Raw genomic sequence first — 16843 nt, forward strand, 5'->3', positions numbered from 1 at the left:
GAGTTCTCATGAACGACGCCATCAATCTGAGTCGGATGCGCGATACTGCCTTTACGGCAGAAGTGGAGGCGCTAAGCGGCCAAAACGTGTCTACCTGCTATCAGTGTGGCAACTGCACAGCCGGCTGTCCGGCAGGGCTCGCCTATGACCTTCAGGTCAACAAGATCATGCGCGCTGTGCAGCTTGGCCTCAGGGATGAAGTGCTCAATTCGCGCTCCATCTGGATGTGCCTTTCCTGTTCCACCTGTAGTCTCCGCTGCCCCAACAACATTGACGTTGCGGGCATAATGGAGACCTTGCGCCACATGGCCCGCAAAGAAGGCCGCGTGACTGTGCCCAAGGTGGAAAAATTCTGGTTTTCCTTTCTGGACACCGTGCGCGCCTTTGGCCGCACCTATGAAATCGGCACGATGGCTTTGTTCATGATGCGCTCCATGCGCGTTTTCACTGACGTGGACCTGGCCCCAGAAGCCCTCAAAAAAGGCAAGCTTGGCCTCAAGCCCCATGTGCTGCCCCAGGGAGCCGCCCCGGTTTCACGCATTTTTGAGCGCTATAAAGAGCGCGCCAAGCGCGAGGGGGTACGCCCATGAATTTTGCCTACTACCCCGGCTGCTCGGCCAGGGGGTCTTCCAAAGACTACGAAATGTCCACCCAGGCAGTCTGTAAGGCCCTGGACATCAACCTTGTGGATATTCCGGACTGGAACTGCTGTGGCTCCACCCCGGCCCATGCCGTGGATACCGAACTTTCCGCCGCGCTTTGCGTGCGCAATCTGGACATAGCCGCCCAGCAAGAGGCAGAGCTTTTGCTCACGCCCTGTCCGAGCTGCCTGTCCAACCTCAAGCTGGCCGCCAACCGCATGCAAGACCCCGCCTTCCGCGTGCGGGTAGACGAACTGCTTGACGGCCCTTCGGCCAAAAACTTCCCGCCCGTGACCTCCGTCATGCAGGGCATTGCCGAAACCGTTGATATGGAAGCCATCGCCGCCCGCGTACGTAAAAGCCTCAAGGGCTTGCGGCTGGCCGCCTATTACGGCTGTCTTATGAGCCGCCCTGCGGAAATCATGAACTTCGGCGATCCGGAAAACCCCACGCTTATGGAAAGCATGCTGGCCGCCTGTGGGGCCGAAATGGTGGATTTTCCGCTCAAAACGGCCTGTTGCGGCGCATCGTTCGGCATTCCCGAACGCGTCATGACGGCCCGCAACTCGGGCCGCATTCTTGATCTTGCCACCCAGCTTGGCGTGGACGCCGTTATCGTGGCCTGTCCTCTCTGCCAGATGAACCTTGACCTGCGCCAGCCGCAGGCATCCAAGGAAATGGGCACGGTCTTCAATCTGCCCGTGCTCTATTTTACTCAGATGATGGGCATAGCCTTTGGCCTTGACCACAAGGAACTGGGGCTCAGCAAGCTGCGCGTCAGTGCCGAAGGCCTCATCCGCAAGCTGGACGAACTGCGGCGTAACTCCGCCGCCGAATCCAAGGCCGCTGAAGGAGGCAGGTCATGAGAATAGGCGTTTTCATCTGCCACTGCGGCAGCAATATCGCGGGCACCGTCGATTGTGCCAAGGTTGCGGAAATTGCCCGCTCCTATCCTGATGTGGTCTATGCCGACGACCCCATGTACACCTGCGCCGAACCCGGCCAGGCTGCCATTGAGGCCGCCATTCACGAGCACAAGCTCGACGGCGTGGTGGTTGCCTCCTGTTCGCCCCGCATGCACGAACCCACCTTCCGCCGCACGGTGGAACGCGCGGGTCTGAACCGCTACATGCTTGAAATGGCCAACATCCGTGAACACGTTTCGTGGATTGGCCGCGACATGAACGCCAATACCAACAAGTCTGCGGAACTGGTGCTGCTGGCAGTGGAAAAGCTGCGCAACAACAGGCCGCTGCTGGCCAAGAGCTTTGACGTAAACAAGCGCGTGCTGGTCATCGGCGGCGGCGTGGCGGGCATTCAGGCCGCTCTCGACTGTGCCGACGGCGGCGTGCCTGTAGTGCTTGTGGAACGTGACGCCACCATCGGCGGCAAAATGGCCAAGCTGGACAAGACCTTCCCCACGGTAGACTGCTCGGCCTGTATTCTCGGCCCCAAGATGGTGGACGTAGCCCAGCACTCCAACATCACGCTCTACGCCTATTCCGAAGTGGAAGACATTTCGGGCTACGTGGGCAACTTTACGGTCAAGATCCGCAAACGTACCACCTATGTGGACTGGAATCTCTGCACAGGCTGCGGGGCCTGCACCGAAAAATGCCCCAGCAAGAAAACGCCCGACGGCTTCAATGAGCTCATAAGCAATACCACGGCCATCACCATCGCCTTTCCTCAGGCCATTCCCAAAAAGGCCGTCATCAACGCCGCCCACTGCCGCCAGTTCATCAAGGGCAAGTGCGGCGTATGCGCCAAGATCTGCCCCACCGGGGCCATCAAGTATGACATGGAAGACGAGATCATCACCGAAGAGGTGGGCAGCATCGTGGCCGCCACCGGGTATGACCTCATGGATTGGACCGTGTATCAGGAATACGGCGGTGGCGCATACCCCGACGTTATCACGTCCTTGCAGTACGAACGTCTGCTCAACGCTTCCGGCCCCACCGCCGGGCACATCAAGCGCCCCTCGGACGGCAAGGAACCCAAGAACATCGTTTTTGTGCAGTGCGTCGGCTCGCGCGACAAGTCCATCGGGCGTCCCTACTGCTCGGGCTTCTGCTGCATGTACACGGCCAAGCAGGCCATTCTGACCAAGGATCATATTCCTGATTCCCAGTCCTATGTTTTCTATATGGACATCCGCGCCGCGGGCAAGATGTACGACGAGTTCACCCGCCGCACCATAGAGGAATACGGTACGGAATACATTCGCGGGCGCGTCTCGCAGATCTATCCCGACGGGCAGGGCCAGCTTGTGGTTATGGGCGTGGACACACTCATGGGCGAAGCCATTGAACTCAAGGCAGACCTTGTGGTGCTGGCCGTGGGCATCGAGGCCAGCAAGGGCGCACCCCAACTGGCCGAAAAGCTGCGCATCTCTTACGACAGCTACGGCTTCTTTATGGAAAGCCATGTGAAGCTCAAGCCTGTGGAAACCAACACCGCTGGCGTATATCTGGCTGGCGTGTGCCAGGGCACCAAGGACATTCCCGCCTCCGTGGCCCAGGGCTCAGCGGCGGCAGCAAAGGTGCTGGCGCTCTTCTCCAAGGACAAGCTGGAAAGTGACCCGCAGATCGCCCAGGTGGACATGCGCCGCTGCGTCAACTGCGGCAAGTGCATCCAGTGCTGCCCCTTCGGGGCCATCAAGGAAGTGGAATTCCGGGGTGAGGGCAAGGCTCAGGTTATCGAAACCGTCTGCCAGGGCTGCGGCCTCTGCACGGCCACCTGCCCGCAGGGCGCCATTCAGCTTTCACACGCCACAGACAACCAGATCCTTGCGGAGGTTAACGCGCTATGCCAGTGTTAGAAGGCAAAGAATTGCGGATTGTGGGTTTTCTCTGCAACTGGTGCTCCTATGGCGGCGCCGACACAGCTGGTGTGGCCCGCGCCACACAGCCCACGGATCTGCGTATCATACGCGTGCCCTGCTCGGGCCGCATCGACCCCTTGTTCATCGTCAAAGCCCTGCTTAACGGGGCGGACGGCGTGCTGGTTTCCGGCTGCCATCCGCGTGACTGCCACTATGCGGCTGGCAACTTCTACGCCCGCCGCCGCCTTGAAGTGCTCAAGCAGTTTTTGCCCGTGCTCGGCATTGACGACCGCCGCTTTGAATACACCTGGGTTTCGGCTTCCGAAGGCCAGCGCTGGCAGCAGGTGGTGACGGTCTTTACCGACCGCATCCACAAGCTCGGCCCCGCCCCCAGCCTTGAAGATCCAGAACCGCTGCTCAAGATCGCCGACATGGCGCTTACCTCCCTGCGGCCTTTGGGCACAGGGCAGGCCTCGGCCCTTGGCGAACTCAAGGATGCCATCAAGGCCAAACTGCCTGAACTGGATATGGTTCTCGGCTGGGGTGAAGGCTATGACGCCGCCCACACCGTGCCCATTTTCATGAAGAAGCCCGAAGACGTGGACAAGCTCGTGTGGGGGCCCTTCAACGTCAACAACCTTGCTGTGTACCTGCCTTCCTTCAAGGGTAAAAAGGTGGGCATTGTGGTCAAGGGCTGTGACTCCCGTTCAGTGGTGGAACTACTTCAGGAAAAGCTCATCCGCCGCGAAGACGTTACCATCTTCGCCATGCCCTGCGAGGGCACGCTGGACATGGCCCGCGTCAATCAGGGGCTTGGCCGGTACACCAAAATCGACAAGGTGGAATATGACGAAGCCGGGGTTACCATCACGGCTGACGGCAAGCCCACCCGCTTCTGCATGACGGATTATGCGCAGGGCAAATGCTACGGCTGTACCACGCCTTCGGCTGTTCTGGCTGATACGCGCCTCGGCACCCCCGCCAAGGTGGAAGCTGGCCCGTACACCCCGCCGGAACTGGCCCTGCTGGATTCGATGAGCCTTGAAGAGCGCATGGCCTTCTGGCGCGGCCAGATGGACCGTTGCCTGCGCTGCTATGCCTGCCGTAATGCCTGCCCCATGTGCGTCTGCCGCGACTTCTGCGTTTCTGACAGCCGCGACCCGCACTGGATGACGCAGGACGACAGCGTGAAGGAAAAACTGTTCTTCCAGACCATACACGCCATGCATCTTGCCGGGCGCTGCACGGGCTGCGGCGAATGCCAGCGGGCCTGCCCCGTGGGCATTCCCATTCTGGCCCTGCGTCAGCAGATCGGACGCGCCGTGGGCCAGCTCTTTGACGGCTACAAGTCGGGCATCAATGCCGAGGCCGTGCCGCCGCTTCTGGGCTATGAAGTGGAAGAAAAGAACATCCATGAGAGGGACTGGAAATGAGCATGACCCGATTTGTAACCCCCGACGGTTTGCCCGCCTTTCTGGCCTTTCTCTCACAACAGGGCAATCGCGTGCTGGTGCCCGTGGAAAAGCCCGCGGCCAAGCGCTCCATAGTGTTTGAACCGTGGCGCGAAGGCATGCCCTTTACTCTTGAAAAGGCCACAGTGCCCGCCAAGGAAGCCGTGCTGCCCCAGAGTGAAACTCTGGTGCGCTACAAGAAGAGCAGAGATCCTGAAAACCCCAGCCGCATATCAATGCAGCTTGACGACAAACCCGAGGCCGAGGCCACGGTGGTTTTTGCCACCCGCCCCTGCGACGCCCGTGGTTATGCCATTCTTGACCGGCCCTACCTCAAGGGCCCCTTTGCCGACCCTTACTACAAGGCCCGGCGCGAGGCGCTTACCGTCATCAGCCTGACCTGCAACTCCGGCTGCAATACCTGCTTCTGCCACTGGGTTGGCGGCGGCCCCACCTCACCTGAAGGTTCGGACATTCTCATGACCGAAATCGAAGGCGGTTATGTGCTTCAGGCCATTACGCCCAAGGGTGAGGAACTGCTGACCGCATCCACGCTGGAAGACGGAGCGGACCGCTTCTCCAAGGTTGAGGAAGTGCGCAAGGCGGCCTGGGCCAGCCTTGTGCCTGCCCCCAATATCAAGGGAGCCCCGGAAAAACTGGCGGCTATGTTCACGGATGTGGAGTTCTGGCAAGACCAGACCGACCGTTGCCTGTCCTGTGGCGCATGCACCTACTTCTGCCCCACCTGCTATTGCTTCAACATCACCGACGAAGGTGAAGGGTTGAGCGAAAAAGGCGGCCGCCGCCTGCGCAGCTGGGACAACTGCATGTCGTCGCTGTTCACGCGTGAGGCCAGCGGGCATAACCCCCGCACCGTAAAAGCCTTCCGCATGCGCAACCGCGTTTCACACAAGTACTCCACCTATCCTGAAAACTGGGGTTCATTCTCATGCAGCGGCTGTGGCCGGTGCATCAGCAACTGCCCCGTCTGTCTGGACATCCGCGCCATCGTACTGGCAGCGCTGGAAGCCAAGCAGCCCAAAGCCGAGTAGGAGCAGACATGGCAACCAAGAAGAATACTACCAAAGCCAAAAACGACTCCAAGGCGGCTGCTCCCGCAGCCGCGGCCAAGGCCGCTGAAGTTCAAACCAAGGCAGCCGAACCCGCGCCCGCCGCACAGGCCGCAGCGCCCAAAAGCCAGCCTAAGGCCCCGGCCAAGGGCGGCATGCTGCGTGAAGTAACGGCCCGCCCGCAGCCTGCGGGTAACCCCTACCTGCCAATGACCGCCACCGTGGCCGAAGTCATTCAGGAAACAGGCAACATCCGTACCCTGCGCGTGGTGCTTGACGATGCCGAAGCCATGAAAAGCTTCACCTACGAACCCGGTCAGGTGGGGCAGCTCTCAGTCTTTGGCTCAGGCGAATCCACCTTTGTTATCAACTCGCCGCCGTCGCAGAAAAACTACTTGCAGTTCTCTGTAATGCAGGCCGGAGAAGTGACCGCCTCCATCCACCGTCTGTCGCCCGGCGACAAGGTGGGCGTGCGCGCGCCCTTGGGCAACTTCTTCCCCTACAATGACTGGAAGGGCAAGGACGTCTTCTTTGTGGGCGGCGGCATCGGCATGGCGCCCATCCGCACCATCATGATGCACGTGCTGGAGAACAGAAAGGACTACGGCAAGGTGAGCCTGCTCTACGGCGCGCGCACCCCCCGCGACATGGCCTTCAGCTACGAAACCGAAGACTGGCTGCGCCGCGACGACCTGGACTGCACCCTGTGTATCGACGCCCCCTTTGAAGGATGGGAACACAAGGTCGGCCTTATCCCCAACGTGCTCACCGAACTGAATCCCGATCCCAAAAACTGCGTGGCCGTGCTTTGCGGGCCGCCTATCATGATCAAGTTCACGGTGCAGGCTCTGGAAAAGCTGAACTTCGCTCCCGAGAACATCGTTACCACCCTTGAAAAGCGCATGAAGTGCGGCATCGGCATCTGTGGCCGCTGCAACATCGGCGGGCGCTACGTCTGCGTGGATGGCCCGGTGTTCACCTGGAAGGAACTTCAGGAACTGCCGCCGGAAATGTAGAGAAGATTGATACTGGAGTGATTTAGTGATTTGTGGGGGAGGCCTCTTTTGAAAAAGAGGCCTCCCCCACACCTCTAAAACCTCTATTCCTCTTTCAGCTTCCTGCAGAAAGCCTTCTGCCCAGAATCGGATTCGCAGAGGGCTGAGCCGCACATAACTCAAGGATAAAAGTACCCTGATTAACAGTGATTTTCTCCCTTTACAGACGTAAAAGAAAAACACTGGAAATCATTCCTGAAATGTGTTTTCATACTAAAAAAGTATGAAAACACGCGGTCACCCATCGCAATCCACTACAGACAATTATGGAGGATACATGCGTCACCCCCATTCCACAGGCTACTCCACGGCTCAGGTCCTGCCCCGTTCTTTTGAATTTCAGCTTCGTGCTCTGGTTCTGACGGCTCTTGCCCTTTGCTGTGCGCTCTTTGCCGTTCCGGCTCACGCTGGCCCTTTTGGCAGCCTTTTCAGCAAGGAAACCACGCTTGAAATCAAGGACGGCAGCGTTTCTCTGCCCGTGTCAGACGTGAGCGCCAAGGCTTCATTCTATAAAGTGAATGTTGACGGAACCGACGTCATCTTTTTTGCCCTGCTGGACTCCGCCGGAAAAGTGCGCGTAGCTCTGGATGCCTGCGATTCCTGCTGGCAGTCGGGCAAAGGCTACAAGCAGCAAGGCGACTCAATGATTTGCCAGAATTGCGGCATGGCTTTTCACAGCGACCGCATCAGCATGCGCAAAGGCGGCTGCAATCCCCACCCGGTGAGCTACAGTCTTTCAGACAACTCCGTGGTCATTTCCGCCGCCGAACTTCAGGCTGGCGTCAAGTTTTTCGGAACCCGGTAACGCATGAATATCATAACCATCCCCTTACGCTGCCTGCGGCAGAAGTGGGGGCGCTCCGCCGCCTTGCTGTCGGTCTTTCTGCTTGGCGTAGCGGCCATTACTGCCCTCAACAACGTATCTTCCTCCGTGGCCGAGGGCTTTGAGAAAAAACTCAGCGCCTTTGGAGCCAACATCGCCATTACGCCCAAAAGAGAAACATTGCAGATTTCCTATGGCGGCATACCCCTTGGCAACGCCACGGTGGACAGCGGCTATATCCCCCTGGCCGAAACCCTACGCGCCATTGAGGGTATTCCACTCAAGGACAGAATCTCCGTGGTGGCCCCCAAGCTGGCGGGGCTTGCTTCTTTTACCGGAAAAACAGGCGGAACCACGGTGCTGGTGCCGCTTGTGGGTGTGAACTTTGATTCCGAAGTGGATCTTAAGCAGTTCTGGCATGTGCGCGGTTCCATACCCGGTGTTGAAAACATGCATGCCCCCGACCCGCTTATGCAGCGCCTGGAAGAACAGCACGCCAAACATGCCGATCAGGCAGACACGGCCAGCGCAGCAGATCAACCCGGCCCGATGAATTCTGGCAAGACTGCTCTGGCAAGCAGTATGGGCCAAACCGTGCAGGACGCGCAGGCAGATATTGCAGGCCCGACAGGCCAGTCTGAAAGCCCCGCCCCTGCCGCAGGCGGCATGCAGCAACATCAGACCGATGGTGAGTACAGCGCCTTCTTTGCAAGCATAAACGAAGCGCAGCAGTTCCTTTACGCCCCCGGCCCCATTGATTTTACCAACCTTTCCAGCACGTCGGAAACCGCTGGTTGCTCCGGCATGATGGACGGCGCTACTGATGGTGCCGGGCAATCTTCCCAAGCCGGGCATCAGGAGCATGAGGCGACGGGAACAGCCAACCCCAACGGCAACACGCCTCAGGATACCTCAGCCCCGGCATCTATGACGGGCGTTGCGCAGCATGCCGGGCAGGATGCAAGCCATAATCCCCAAGACGCACTGCACGACCAGCCCCGTAGTTCAGGTGAAGGCATCACACCCGGGCGCCACCTGCTGGCTGGAGCGTCCGTGGCAGAACGTTTGAATCTGGCTCCGGGGCAGACAATCTGGCTTAACGGCGGACAATTCCTTGTGGAGGGCGTGCTGCAACCCACGGGCAGCGATGACGACAATGTTCTCTTCGCCCACATGACCGAGGCGCAAAAACTTTTTCATGCGCCTGATGCCGCCAGCTTTATTGAAGTGGCCGCACTTTGCTCCGGCTGTCCCATTGAGGATATTGTAACCGAACTGAGCGCCGCCCTGCCCGGTCAGGACATCCGGGCCTTGCGTCAGGTAGTGGCACAGCGCATGTATTCCATTTCCTTTGCGCAAAATATGGCCCTTGTGGTTACCGTGGTCATCCTGTTCTCTGCCTGCGTTATGGTGGTCATGTCCATGCTGGTTTCCGTCAACGAGCGCCGCAAGGAAATCGGCCTGCTGCGTGCCGTAGGTTTTTCACGGCGGGCGGTCTTCTTTGTCTTTGCCGCCGAAGCGCTGGTTATTGGCTTTCTGGCAGGCACAGCTGGATACGCGGCTGGATATTTTGCAGGAAGCAAGGTTCTTGTGGCTATGCAGATTGAAGCCGCGGCCTATCCGGCTTTTTCCTTTGCAGCCCTGTTCGGCTACGGCCTTATGGCAAGCGCTCTTGCTGTGCTGGCCGCCGCTTTTCCCGCGTGCAAGGCAGCCCGGGCCAATCCGGCGGAAGCGCTTACCTCGCTGTAGCGCTTTATGCCAGATTAACTTTGCAGATGTATTTTCTCAAAGTTTCAGACTTGCCCGTTAACGCGTTAAATCAGGTAGATAAACTGCGTTTACGCCAGTACGCCAAGCGTCTGCACGCAGCCGCCACAGCATTTCAAAATTGAAATGCTCCAAAAGGATGCATATATGCTTGAAGCAGTTGATATAGTTAAATCCTACAGCGTGGGCGGACAGTCCACGCCAGTGCTGCGCGGGGTAAACCTGCACATCAGGGAAGGAGAGTTTGTGGCTGTGACGGGCCGCTCCGGGTCTGGAAAGTCCACCATGCTCAACGTGCTTTCCACCCTTACAGAGCCGGACAGCGGGCAGGTGCTGTTTCAGGGGGCCGACATTCGCGCCATGCGCGAAAAGGAGCGGGACCACCTGCGCAACAGCTCTTTTGCAATGATTTTTCAGGCGCACCACCTCATGCCCTACCTGTCGGTGCTGGAAAACGTTCTGCTGCCGGGAGCCAACAGGTTTCGCGGCATAAGTGCCCAGCAGCGACAAAGGGCGACAAATTGTCTGGAGCGTGTGGGGTTGGGGCACAAAAAAGACAGCCTGCCTTCTGCTCTTTCAGGCGGTGAACAGCAACGTGTGGCCATTGCCCGTGGGCTGGCATCCGACCCGCGCATGCTTTTTGCCGACGAACCCACAGGCAGTCTGGATATGGCCACCGGAGACTCCATCATGCAGCTTTTGCGTGAACTCAACGGTGAAGGCCTGACCATTGTGATGGTCACCCATAATCCCGATTATGCCGCATTGGCTGGCCGCTGCGTGCAGATGCAGGAAGGAAGCGTTCTGTCCAGCGGCAGCAACGAGTAATTGGCAACCGCTCAGGTTCCGGAAGCAATGAGAGAAAGGGCTGGCCGAAAATTTGTGTCTTGGGCAACGGCCACAGTTTGGCGTGTGGCGCAGCGGATGTGCTGGTGTTGCAGGGTCAGCCAATATCGGATGTTTTTGCCAGTTGACAGATGCGCGCCTGTGGGTAATGGAAGAACAAGTCTTTCACCAAGGGAGTTTCCATGAAGAAAGTTCTTGTTCTCTGTTGCCTGCTGCTGGGCCTGCCTGTGGCGGCTCAGGCCGACAATGACAAAATCGCGCCCAATACCTTTATTTGCGCAGAGCTTGTGACCATGCCCATGACGGACGGCGGCCAGCCGCCCATTTTTGAAGCGCTTCAGATTGACGGCTATGCCAGCGCCGGTCTGGGCGATACAGTGGCTCACCCCGACATTCTGGCCCCGCTTCTTACCGAGGTATATACGTACTGCCAGAGCCACCCCACCGATAAGGTGGCCGATGTCTGGACCAAGGCGCGCAAGGCGCAGGCCATACCAGAAGGCGACACCTGGCAGGCAGACAAGACCAAGTGCAGCGACTACAACGCCGACCCCGACAACGGCAGCGGCTTTGTGATCTGGCTGGACGGCTATAACCGGGGCAAGAACAAGACCGAAGTCTCTGTGCTGGAAAGCGACGACACCCTCAAGGCTTTTCTTGACGCCTGCGTCAAGCAGCCCGATGCCCTTATGCTGGACGTAATGGCCAAGAGCGCCAAATAGCCCATACGCAGCGTTTATTTCATAGAAAAAGGGGAGGCAGCAATGCCTCCCCTTTTTCTATCGGTTTTATCAATACTACCTTGCTTCAGCCCGTTAGCCAGCGGAGCGCCAGTTCTACCTATGCCAACGGCGCAGTCCTAAGCCCACTCCCGCCAGACATGCCCATAATCCGCGAACTGTGTCGCTGCTTACAAAATAGTCATATACAGCGGCACCGTAAAAATGCAGAGCATGGTGGACATGGTCACCGCCTGTGCGCCGAACTCCGCATCCGTGTGATAATGCGCGCTCAAAATGGCAGTCTGGGCCATCACCGGCAGCGAAGCCTGCATGATGAAAACCTTGCTCATAAGGCCTCCCACAGGAAAGAATAACAGCAGCGTATACATGACCAGCGGGCCGAGCATAATACGGCCCGACAGGGCCAGGGCCATGTCGCGCGTGATCTTGATGCCCCTCAACCCCATGTCGCGCATCGTGATGCCTATGAATATGAGCGCCAGCGGCGTTGTCATATTACCGAGGTAGCGGGCCGCATCCTGAAGGAAGTAGGGCAATTCCACATTGCAGAGTATCAGCAGCACCCCGGTCAGAAAGCCCAGCAGCGGCGGCGAAAAAATCTGCATGACGCGGGTACGCAGGGGAATCAGCCTAGCCTCTCCCTCAATGTCGCGGGTGATGGCGTACTGCCCCACTGTCCAGAAAAAGACGGTGCTGGCGAAGTAGTACAGAAGCACATAAGGCACGGCTTCTTCGCCAAACAGGGCAAGGTTGACGGGAATACCCACAAAAATAGTATTGGAATTGGCTACACTGGCGCAGAAAAGCCCGAAGTGCTGCCGCTTCACTCTGGCGATTTTGCCCAGAATGATGGCCAGTATAAAGGTGAGAATAACTGAGGCAAGAGGCAGCAACGCCCCCTGCATGAATTCCAGCAGGCCGTCCCGGTTGAAGGACCGCATGATGGTGGACATAAGGTAGGGCGGCAGAGCCACATAGGTAATGAGCCGGGGCAACAGAATGCGCGTTTCAGGGCCAAACCAGCCCCTTCCTGCCAGAACGTAACCCACCATGCCCATAAGAATGAGGCCAAAAACGCCGCCCATTGCATGCAAAAAAGCCATGAACGTACTCCGTATAAGAACTTTCGCGGGCAGATCATGCCCGCCAACTCAAAACATCCCGGCAGGTTTACCGAGCCGTTTCAGGCCGTCCTCCGCGAGGTTCTTCCAGGGGAGCGCGGTCATAAAACCCCACGTGCATAGAGGCCACGTGGGGCTTAGAACTATAAAAATACTACAGTCACACTTATACACGGGGCATATGCACCCTGTACGCAGTGTCGCTCGGGCGTTTTGTGAGCACATTAACTTTTGCATTGCCCCTGGGAGCTGTCTCTAAATAAATGATTTTGCGCCAAGGGTAAGGAAAAGGCTTTTTTACGAAAGGGATGTACGCGTACCGTACATGACTGAAGTAAAAATGGCCTTTTGGCACCACCAATTGGACAAAAGTATTATCCAGCGACAGCTCCCGGCGCTCCGGTGGAAACAGCTGTTCGCGCACAAAGCTTTTGCCTTGCCGCCAGAAAGCAACTGCCTCTACCACATGGGAGCGCCCAAGAGCTTCTACATGAGCAAACTAGGGAAGCCCTGATTAAAGAGCCTCCTGGAAACGCGCAGTTATTTCGTTTGGCAAGGCGCGATCTTTTCTTGAAGCAGGAGTGGACTCTTTCGTCCTCGACTGTTTCAAAAAAAGTGAAGCAACGCAGCCAAACGGAATAAATCAGCGATTCCCTAGATGTCTCTGTATCTTGCGCCGTTGGCCGCAGAGCTCACAAGGTGGGCATAGCGGCGCAGCACAGGATAGGGGCTGCGCTTTTCCACAGGTTTGTGGCCAGCGCTGCGGCGTTCCAGTTCAGCCGCGTCCACCATAAGATCCAGCTTGCGGTTGGGAATGTCTATATGAATCATATCCCCTTCCTGCACCAGACCGATAATGCCGCCGTCTGCCGCTTCGGGCGAAATGTGGCCGATAGCCGCGCCATTGGTGCCGCCAGAGAAACGCCCGTCCGTCAGCAGGGCCACGTCCTTGCCAAGGCCCATGCCTGTGATGGCCGCCGTGGGCGAAAGCATTTCGCGCATGCCGGGGCCGCCGCGCGGGCCTTCGTAGCGAATGACCACACCGTCGCCGGGTTTGATTTTGCCGTCAAGAATGGCGGCCATTGCGTCTTCTTCAGACTCAAACACCCGCGCGCGCACGTCGCGGCACATCATTTCAGGCGCAACGGCAGACTGCTTGACCACAGCGCCGCCGGGGGCGAGGCTGCCACGCAGAATGGCTATGCCGCCCTGCTTGGAATAGGGATTATCCACGCTATGAATGACGTCGCTGTCCAGCACACGGGCGTTCATGTCGCGCAGGTTTTCGCCCACGGTCTTGCCAGTGACGGTCATGCAGTCCTTGTTGATGAGATTCAGCTTGTCCAGTTCGGTCATGACTGCGGGAATGCCGCCCGCATTGTCCAGATCCACCATGTAGTGCTTGCCCGCCGGGGAAAGCTTGCACAGGTTGGGGCTCTTGCGGCTTACCTCGTCAAAAATTTCCAGGCCAAGATCAAGTCCGGCTTCGCCGAACACGGCGGGCAGGTGCAACACCGTATTGGTGGAGCAGCCCAGCGCCATATCCACGGCCACGGCGTTGGCCACAGCCTTGGGGGTGACGATGTCCCGGGGGCAGATGCCGCGTTCAAGCATGTCCATCACGCGCATGCCCGCCGTCTTGGCCAGGCGAATGCGCGCACCGCTCACGGCGGGGATGGTGCCGTTACCGGGCAGGGCCACGCCGATGGTTTCGGCCATGCAGTTCATCGAGTTGGCCGTAAACATGCCCGCACAGGCTCCGCAACCGGGACACGCGCGTTCGGCCATATACTCCAGTTCTTCTTCCGTGATAGCGCCGCTGCGTACCTTGCCCACGGCTTCAAATACGGTGATAAGGTCGCCGCGCTTTTTGGGGCCGATATTGCCTGGCAGCATCGGGCCGCCGGAAACCATAACGGAAGGAATATTCAGCCGCATCATGGCCATAAGCATGCCGGGCACGCATTTGTCGCAGTTGGGAATGAACACCAGAGCGTCAAAGGCATGGCCCCGGGCCATAATTTCGATAGAATCCGCAATAAATTCGCGTGATGGCAGCGAAAAACGCATGCCCTCATGGTTCATTGCCAGGCCGTCACACACGGCAATAGCCGGAAACTGCAAGGGCGTGCCGCCGGCCATACGTACCCCGGCCTTGACCGCATCAGCTAGAGCATTGAGGTGCAGGTGACCCGGCACCACTTCACTGGCAGCATTGACCACGCCTACCAGAGGACGGTCCATTTCTTCTCTGGTCAGGCCCAGAGCGTAGAGCAGGGAGCGGTGGGGGGCTTTTTCAAGGCCGGACTTCATCTTTTTACTGCGGCTCTCATCCATGACGGCATCCTTACGTTGTGATAACGGGCTTTCCCGCCGCCACACGCGGCGTGCGGGCAACGGTTCAGTCATACGGCAAAAGATTGCGCGCGTAAACAATACCGGTTCCTGACGCCCCGCTGGGAACATCCGCCCCACAATAAAAATATATCTGCCGTATTTTTTTGCGCCAGAACCCTGTGCACTCTTGAGAGCCGGGAGGAAGTGGGATAGTTTCCGGGCATGCAAAGCTCCACCCCGACGCTGGCGCGCCGCTATATATTCAAACTTCTGGCAAACATCGCTACCGTGCCCGTCTATCTGGTCATGGAGGCTATTTTGCCGCGCGCTCTGGGCCCCCAGATGTACGGCAACTACAGCTTTGCCACCAATCTTTTCCAGCAGCTTACGGGCTTTCTGGATATGGGCACCTCCACCTGCTTCTACAACGCCCTGTCCCGCCGGCAAAATGAAACCGGCCTGGTGGGCTTTTACGCTCGTGTGACTGTGCTGGTATTCGGCATCATCCTGCTGGCGGCAGTGGTTCTGCAAGCTCCCATGCTGGGCGATCTGCTCATGCCCGACGTGCCCCTGTGGCTGGCTCCACTGGCTGCCCTGTGGGCCTTTCTTACATGGTGGGGGCGTGTGTTGCGCTCAATGAACGATGCCGTGGGCGCAACTGTTGCGTCAGAAATGGTGCGCACGGTGGTTTCGCTCTTTATGGTGGCCCTGCTGGGCCTCATGTTCTGGCAGGACTGGCTGAACATCCATACCCTTTTTGCCCAGCAGTATCTTATGCTGGGCCTCATGGCTCTTGGCTACTGGCTGGTGACGCGCCGCCACTGGCGCAGCCGTGAAGTAGCCCTGACGTTCAGCCTGCCTGACGGGCAGGGCAAAGCCTACCGCCAGGAATTTTTCAATTACAGCCATCCGCTTTTTGTTCAGGCGCTTCTGTCCTTTCTGCTGCTCACAGCCGAACGCTGGCTTTTGCAGTGGTTTGACGGCAGCGTCCAGCAGGGGTTTTTCGCCTTATCGCAAAAAGTCAGCATGGCCTGCTTCCTCTTTGTTTCGGCCATGACACCGCTGATCATGCGCGAGCTTTCCATTGCCTGGGGGCATAACGACCGTGAGGCGATGGGAAGGCTGCTCACGCGGTTTGCCCCGCTGCTCTACGTGGTGGCGGCCTATTTTTCCTGCTTTACGCTGGTTGAAGGCTCTGCCCTGGTGGATTTTTTCGGCGGTGCGGAATTTGCCGCAGCCACCCTGCCCGTGCAGATTATGGCCCTTTATCCCCTGCATCAGGCCTACGGCCAGCTGGCGGGGTCGGTCTTTCATGCCACGGGGCGCACGCGCGTGCTGCGCAACATGGCCGCCCTTGAGTGTGTTTACGGCTTCACTACCGCCTGGTTTCTGCTGGCTCCGCCGGAATATATGGGCCTGAATCTGGGCGCTGTGGGTCTGGCCATCAAAACCGTGGCCGTGCAGATCATCACGGTCAACGTGTACCTGTGGCTGGCCTCGCGCTTTCTGCCCCTGAGCTTCTGGCGCAACTTTGCGCATCAGATCTGGAGCCTCGCCGTTCTGCTTGCCCTGGCCTGGCTGTGCCGTGAAGGAACAATGATGGCGGGTCTGGGCGACCTCAACACCTTTTCGCGGTTTCTTATTTCAGGCGTGCTGTACAGCGTGGGCGTGGCGATGCTTTGCCTGGCGCTGCCCGCTGTGCTCGGCCTTTCCCGTCAGGACGTGCGCGAGCTTGTGGCCCGCTTCAAAAAATCCCGTCAAAAGGCTGCATAAGGCTGCACGCTGCTGTTTTCTATGCGTGAAAGGTTTCGCCTTTTGGGCATATCCGGATACGACTGGTTCCAGACAGGCCCTGACTGATTCCTTTCTACAGCCAGCGCGGCGGGCTGGGAGCTGGGCCGCTTGCACTGAGCAGATGGAGAAGAATGAAGTCGCGTTTATGAAGCTATTTGTGCCCTGCGGGCACAGTGGCTTTTCCTTTCTCTAGTCTTGCCGCCTGCGCGGGGGGATGCAAGGCGGGCCGGTTATGGGGCTTCGCCCCCTTCTCGGCCCGCCTTGCATCCCCCCCGAAGCACCCCCTATTCTACCCCGACCAAAAAGTATTTTTTCGGGGTCGGCTGCGCGCGAACCTCGCCGACGTGTCAGCTTCGGTTCTTTATGAC

General features: G+C 58.4%; 13 protein-coding genes. 11 read left to right on the plus strand and 2 right to left on the minus strand.

Annotated elements, in window-relative coordinates; translation table 11 throughout:
- Window positions 1-8: 8 nt before the first annotated feature.
- The 10 genes from QM579_RS05595 to QM579_RS05640 all read left to right on the plus strand — a co-directional run bounded on the left by QM579_RS05595 (window position 9) and on the right by QM579_RS05640 (window position 11202).
- On the plus strand, window positions 9-590 hold the full coding sequence (locus QM579_RS05595) for a 4Fe-4S dicluster domain-containing protein (RefSeq protein WP_183718935.1): 582 nt from the start codon (window positions 9-11) through the stop codon (window positions 588-590).
- Window positions 587-1507, plus strand: coding sequence for a CoB--CoM heterodisulfide reductase iron-sulfur subunit B family protein (locus QM579_RS05600; protein WP_414998192.1), 921 nt, complete (start codon window positions 587-589; stop codon window positions 1505-1507). The genes QM579_RS05595 and QM579_RS05600 overlap by 4 nt, the downstream gene beginning before the upstream one ends.
- On the plus strand, window positions 1504-3465 hold the full coding sequence (locus tag QM579_RS05605; RefSeq protein ID WP_414998193.1) for a 4Fe-4S binding protein: 1962 nt from the start codon (window positions 1504-1506) through the stop codon (window positions 3463-3465). The genes QM579_RS05600 and QM579_RS05605 overlap by 4 nt, the downstream gene beginning before the upstream one ends.
- On the plus strand, window positions 3453-4901 hold the full coding sequence (locus QM579_RS05610; protein WP_414998194.1) for a hydrogenase iron-sulfur subunit: 1449 nt from the start codon (window positions 3453-3455) through the stop codon (window positions 4899-4901). Before QM579_RS05605 ends, QM579_RS05610 begins: the two co-directional genes overlap by 13 nt.
- The gene (locus QM579_RS05615; protein WP_414998195.1) at window positions 4898-5971 is read left to right on the plus strand and encodes a 4Fe-4S dicluster domain-containing protein; all 1074 of its coding nucleotides are present in this window, start codon (window positions 4898-4900) and stop codon (window positions 5969-5971) included. The genes QM579_RS05610 and QM579_RS05615 overlap by 4 nt, the downstream gene beginning before the upstream one ends.
- A gap of 173 nt (window positions 5972-6144) precedes the next feature.
- Window positions 6145-7005 (plus strand): FAD/NAD(P)-binding protein, encoded by an 861-nt coding sequence (locus QM579_RS05620; protein ID WP_414998205.1) that lies wholly within the window; start codon window positions 6145-6147, stop codon window positions 7003-7005.
- A 316-nt stretch (window positions 7006-7321) separates the two neighbouring features.
- Window positions 7322-7849: a DUF2318 domain-containing protein gene (locus QM579_RS05625; RefSeq protein WP_414998196.1), complete on the plus strand. Its 528-nt coding sequence runs from the start codon at window positions 7322-7324 to the stop codon at window positions 7847-7849.
- 3 nt (window positions 7850-7852) lie between these two features.
- Window positions 7853-9616 carry an ABC transporter permease gene (locus QM579_RS05630; RefSeq protein ID WP_414998197.1) on the plus strand — a complete coding sequence of 588 codons (1764 nt, stop codon included), beginning with the start codon at window positions 7853-7855 and terminating at the stop codon, window positions 9614-9616.
- A gap of 165 nt (window positions 9617-9781) precedes the next feature.
- A complete protein-coding gene (locus QM579_RS05635) occupies window positions 9782-10462 on the plus strand; it encodes an ABC transporter ATP-binding protein (protein WP_414998198.1) in 681 nt (226 codons plus the stop codon).
- A gap of 200 nt (window positions 10463-10662) precedes the next feature.
- Window positions 10663-11202 (plus strand): HdeA/HdeB family chaperone, encoded by a 540-nt coding sequence (locus QM579_RS05640; RefSeq protein ID WP_414998199.1) that lies wholly within the window; start codon window positions 10663-10665, stop codon window positions 11200-11202.
- A 188-nt stretch (window positions 11203-11390) separates the two neighbouring features.
- Here the strand turns inward: QM579_RS05640 and QM579_RS05645 are convergent, their stop codons facing one another.
- Window positions 11391-12326: an AEC family transporter gene (locus tag QM579_RS05645; RefSeq protein ID WP_414998200.1), complete on the minus strand. Its 936-nt coding sequence runs from the start codon at window positions 12324-12326 to the stop codon at window positions 11391-11393.
- A 672-nt stretch (window positions 12327-12998) separates the two neighbouring features.
- A complete protein-coding gene (gene ilvD / locus QM579_RS05650; protein ID WP_414998201.1) occupies window positions 12999-14681 on the minus strand; it encodes a dihydroxy-acid dehydratase in 1683 nt (560 codons plus the stop codon).
- A gap of 222 nt (window positions 14682-14903) precedes the next feature.
- Here ilvD and QM579_RS05655 point away from each other — a divergent pair, with 222 nt between their 5' ends.
- Window positions 14904-16454: a lipopolysaccharide biosynthesis protein gene (locus QM579_RS05655; RefSeq protein ID WP_414998202.1), complete on the plus strand. Its 1551-nt coding sequence runs from the start codon at window positions 14904-14906 to the stop codon at window positions 16452-16454.
- Window positions 16455-16843: the final 389 nt, after the last annotated feature.

This window comes from Desulfovibrio sp. (assembly GCF_047607245.1).
GTDB lineage: Bacteria > Desulfobacterota > Desulfovibrionia > Desulfovibrionales > Desulfovibrionaceae > Desulfovibrio.